4 protein-coding genes are annotated in these 3,702 nt (G+C 60.3%); all 4 read right to left on the bottom strand.

Going from position 1 to position 3,702, the window contains the following annotated elements; translation table 11 throughout:
- Window positions 1-469 (bottom strand): ATP-binding cassette domain-containing protein (locus tag ACIQ47_RS15210; protein WP_396438889.1); only part of this gene is annotated, 469 nt, incomplete at its 3' end.
- Window positions 466-1,374 carry an ABC transporter permease gene (locus ACIQ47_RS15215; protein WP_296290668.1) on the bottom strand — a complete coding sequence of 303 codons (909 nt, stop codon included), beginning with the start codon at window positions 1,372-1,374 and terminating at the stop codon, window positions 466-468. The genes ACIQ47_RS15210 and ACIQ47_RS15215, both read right to left, overlap by 4 nt.
- Before the next feature lie 3 nt (window positions 1,375-1,377).
- Window positions 1,378-2,901, bottom strand: coding sequence for an ABC transporter substrate-binding protein (locus tag ACIQ47_RS15220; RefSeq protein ID WP_396438891.1), 1,524 nt, complete (start codon window positions 2,899-2,901; stop codon window positions 1,378-1,380).
- A gap of 101 nt (window positions 2,902-3,002) precedes the next feature.
- Window positions 3,003-3,702, bottom strand: a 700-nt coding sequence (locus ACIQ47_RS15225) for an amidohydrolase (RefSeq protein ID WP_396438890.1), incomplete at its 5' end; no start/stop codon positions are given.

A 3,702-nucleotide genomic window follows, 5' to 3' on the forward strand; every position in this document is an offset into this window, starting at 1 on the left:
CGCCGGAAAACTGGTGCGGGTAATGGTCAATGCGCTCTTCGGCGGCCGAAATGCCGGTGTCCTTGAGCAGCTGGATGGCCCGTTGCCGCGCCTCTTGGGGCGTCACCGGCAGGTGGGCCAAAATGGTCTCGGTCAATTGCCTGCCAATGGAATACAGCGGGTTGAGCGAAGTCAGCGGGTCCTGAAAAATCGCACCGATCTTGCGGCCCCGGATGTGGCGCATCTCGTCGTTGTTCAGGTGATCGATGCGCTGGCCTTCAAGGAGGATTTGCCCCCCGGCCACACGGCCTGGTGGCTCCAGCAGGCCGATGATGGCCGCGCCCGTGAGCGACTTGCCTGCGCCCGACTCACCCACCACCCCCAGAATTTCACCGGGGGCGATGTCGAAAGAAATATCGTCCAGCGCACGCAGCGTGCCGTGGCGGCTGGGGAATTCCACCACCAGGTTTTTGACTTGTAAAAGACTCATCGCAATCTCGGATTCAGCGCGTCGCGCAACCAGTCACCCAGCAAGTTGACCGACAGGGCGATCAGCACCAGCATCAGGCCCGGGAAAATCGTGATCCACCACTCGCCCGAGAACAAATAGTCGTTGCCCACGCGAATCAGCGTGCCCAGCGAGGGCGAGGTGGGGGGTGCGCCCACACCCAAAAACGACAGCGTGGCTTCGGTGATGATGGCCGTGGCCACCTGGATGGTGGCCAACACCATGACCGGACCCATCACATTGGGCAGCACATGCTTGAACATGATGCGCAACGGGGCCACGCCCGTCACGCGGGCGGCCTGCACGTATTCTTTGTTGCGCTCTACCAAAGTGGTGCCACGCACGGTGCGGGCGTATTGCACCCAGCCCGTCAGCGAGATCGAGATGATCAGCACACCAAAGGCCAGCGATTCGTGCGCATTGGGAAAAAGGGCACGTCCTACGCCCGCGATCAAGAGCGCCACCAAAATGGCCGGGAAGGACAGCATCACATCGCACAGGCGCATGAGCAAAGCGTCGAGCCAGCCGCCCTTGAAACCCGCCAACAGGCCCAGGCCCACGCCGACCACCACCGACAAGAGGACCGAAGCCAAGCCGACGATCAAAGAAATGCGCGAACCATAGATCAGGGCCGACAAAATGTCGCGCCCCTGATCGTCGGTGCCCAGCAAAAACTTGGTGGTGCCGCCCTCCATCCAGGCGGGCGGCAAGCGGGCGTCGCTCAACTCCAGCGTGGCCAGGTCAAACGGGTTGGTGGGCGACACCCAGCCGGCAAAGACCGAACAAAAAAGACAAATGAAGGCGATGGCAGCCGCCACCATCGCCATGGGCGATTGGCGGAAGCTGTAACCGACGTCGCTGTTCAGCCAACGTTTCAATGCGTTCATGGATTATTTGATGGTGATGGATTTGAACGGCATGGAGTTGTCACCGCGCTGCACCAGGGTGACTCTTTTGCTGGTGCCCCAGGCCAGTGCCTGCTGGTGCAGTGGCAAGTGGCCGATGTCGGCGTTGTGCAACTCAAAGGCCTCTTTGATCATGGCATTGCGTTTGGTCTGATCGGTTTCGCTCTGGATTTTCACGGTCAGTTCGTCCACCTTGGGGTTGCAATAAGCGCCCAAATTGAACTGGCCGGTACCTTTGTCGTCCACGCAGCGCATCAAGGCATTGAGCGCGTTGTGGGCGTCGTAGGTGCTGGGGGTCCAACCCAGCAAATAGAAGCTGGTATCACGGCGCAAAATTTTCGGGAAATACGTGCCCTTGGTTTCGGCCTTGAGGTTGACCTTGATGTTCACCCGAGCCAAGTTGGCGGCCACCGCTTCGCAGATCTGGCCGTCGTTCACGTATCGGTCATTGGGGCAGTTCATGTCCAGTGAGAAACCCGTGGGGTAACCCGCTTCGGCCAGCAGCTTTTTGGAGGCTTCGGGATCAAAGGGCAAGCGCTTGTTCAGATCGGGGTTGAAGCCGTTGATGCCAGGGCCGACCATCAGGGCACTGGGGTTGGAGGCGCCACGCATGACCACGCGCTTGATGCCTTCGATGTCGATGGCTTGGAAGAAGGCCTGGCGCACGCGCTTGTCCTTGAAGGGGTTCTTGCCCTTCACGCTGGAGTACAGCAGTTCGTCACGCTTTTGGTCCATGCCCAAAAAGATGGTGCGCAACTCGGGGGCCACCAAGGCGCGGGTGTTGGCACCGGCGTTGATGCGGGGCACGTCTTGCACCGGCACGGGCTCCATGATGTCGATCTCACCGGAGAGCAAAGCCGCTACGCGAGTCGGGTCGTTGGCAATCACGGAGAAGATGACTTCGTCGACGTTACCCTCGATCTTGCCCCAGTAGCTGCCGTTGCGGACAAAGGTGGTGCGCACATTGGGCTGGCGCTCACGCAGGCGGTAGGGGCCAGTGCCGTTGGCACGGAAGGAAGCGGCGTTTTCAATCCCCTTGCGACGGTCCACCGGACGTGTGGCTTGGTTGTCTTCACACCATTTCTTGCTCATGATGAAGACGGTGGACAGCACATTGGGCAAGATCGGGAAAGGGGCCTTGGTTTCGATCTCGATGGTGTGGCTGTCCACCTTGCGCACTTCCTTGATGTCATTGGTGTTGCTGCGCATGTCCGAACCTTCGCCTGCAGCGCGATTCAGCGAGAACACCACGTCATCGGCAGTGAACGGCGAGTCGTCATGAAAGCGCACGTTCTTGCGCAGCTCAAAGCGCCACACCGTGGGCGCGGTTTGCTTCCACGAAGTGGCCAGGCCTGCTTCGAACTTCAGGTCTTTGCTCACGCCCACCAGCGACTCGTAAACGTTGTTGGTCACGCTCAGCTGCAATGACTCATTGAGCGAGTGCGGGTCCATCGACAAGGCGTCGCCCTGGTTGGCAATGCGCACGGTGGCGGCGTGGGCGCTGCCCATCGCCAAGGCAGACACCACGGCCAAAGCGGTCAATGTGCGGTTGAAGGAATGCATGCGCATGAAAAAACTCCTGAAAGAAAAGGGTGAAAGCGGTTAAAAAATCATGAACTGCGCAAGGCAGTGTTCAGCGGCAAAGCCTGCTCGATCAAGCTGGCATGCAAAGCTGCGCCCAAGGGCAGGATGTCGTCGTTGAAATCGTAACGGCTGTTGTGCAGCGGGTGCGGCCCTGGGCCGTGCGGCAGGCCTTGGCCAATCCGGATGTAAGCACCGGGCACAGCTTGCAGCATGAAAGAGAAGTCTTCGCCGCCCATGCTGGGCAGCATGTTGCGCCAGACCTTGTCTTCACCCACCAAGGTGGCCGCAACATTGCAGGCAAATTCGGCTTCGGGCACGGTGTTCACGGTGGCAGGGTAGGTGCGTTCGTAGTGCAATTCGGCCGACGCGCCAAAGCCTTGTGCAATGCCATTGCACAAAGAACGCAAACGCTCTTCGATCTGGTCTTGCACGCTTTCGCTGTAAGTGCGCACTGTGCCCACCAAGGTCACCTCGCCGGGAATCACGCTCATAGCGCCGGGGTTGCCGCCTTGCATCGAGCAAATGCTGACCACCGCTTGGTCAAACGCCGACAGGTTGCGCGAGACCACGCTTTGCGCGGCCGTGATGATGTGGCCCGCCACCAGCACCGGGTCGATGGCCTGGTGCGGGCGTGCGCCATGGCCGCCTTTGCCATTGATGCGGATCTCGATGCGGTCCACCGCCGCCTGCATGGGGCCGGGGGTGATGCCGATCACGCCCAAGGGC

The sequence above is a fragment of the Limnohabitans sp. genome (assembly GCF_044373035.1).
Taxonomy (GTDB): Bacteria; Pseudomonadota; Gammaproteobacteria; order Burkholderiales; family Burkholderiaceae_C; genus Limnohabitans_A.

What these genes read in the sequence shown, in the direction of transcription:
- ACIQ47_RS15215 (WP_296290668.1), bottom strand. Translation starts at nt 1,374, where the DNA reads ATGAACGCATTGAAACGTTGGCTGAACAGCGACGTCGGTTACAGCTTC.
- ACIQ47_RS15220 (WP_396438891.1), bottom strand. Translation starts at nt 2,901, where the DNA reads ATGGGCAGCGCCCACGCCGCCACCGTGCGCATTGCCAACCAGGGCGAC.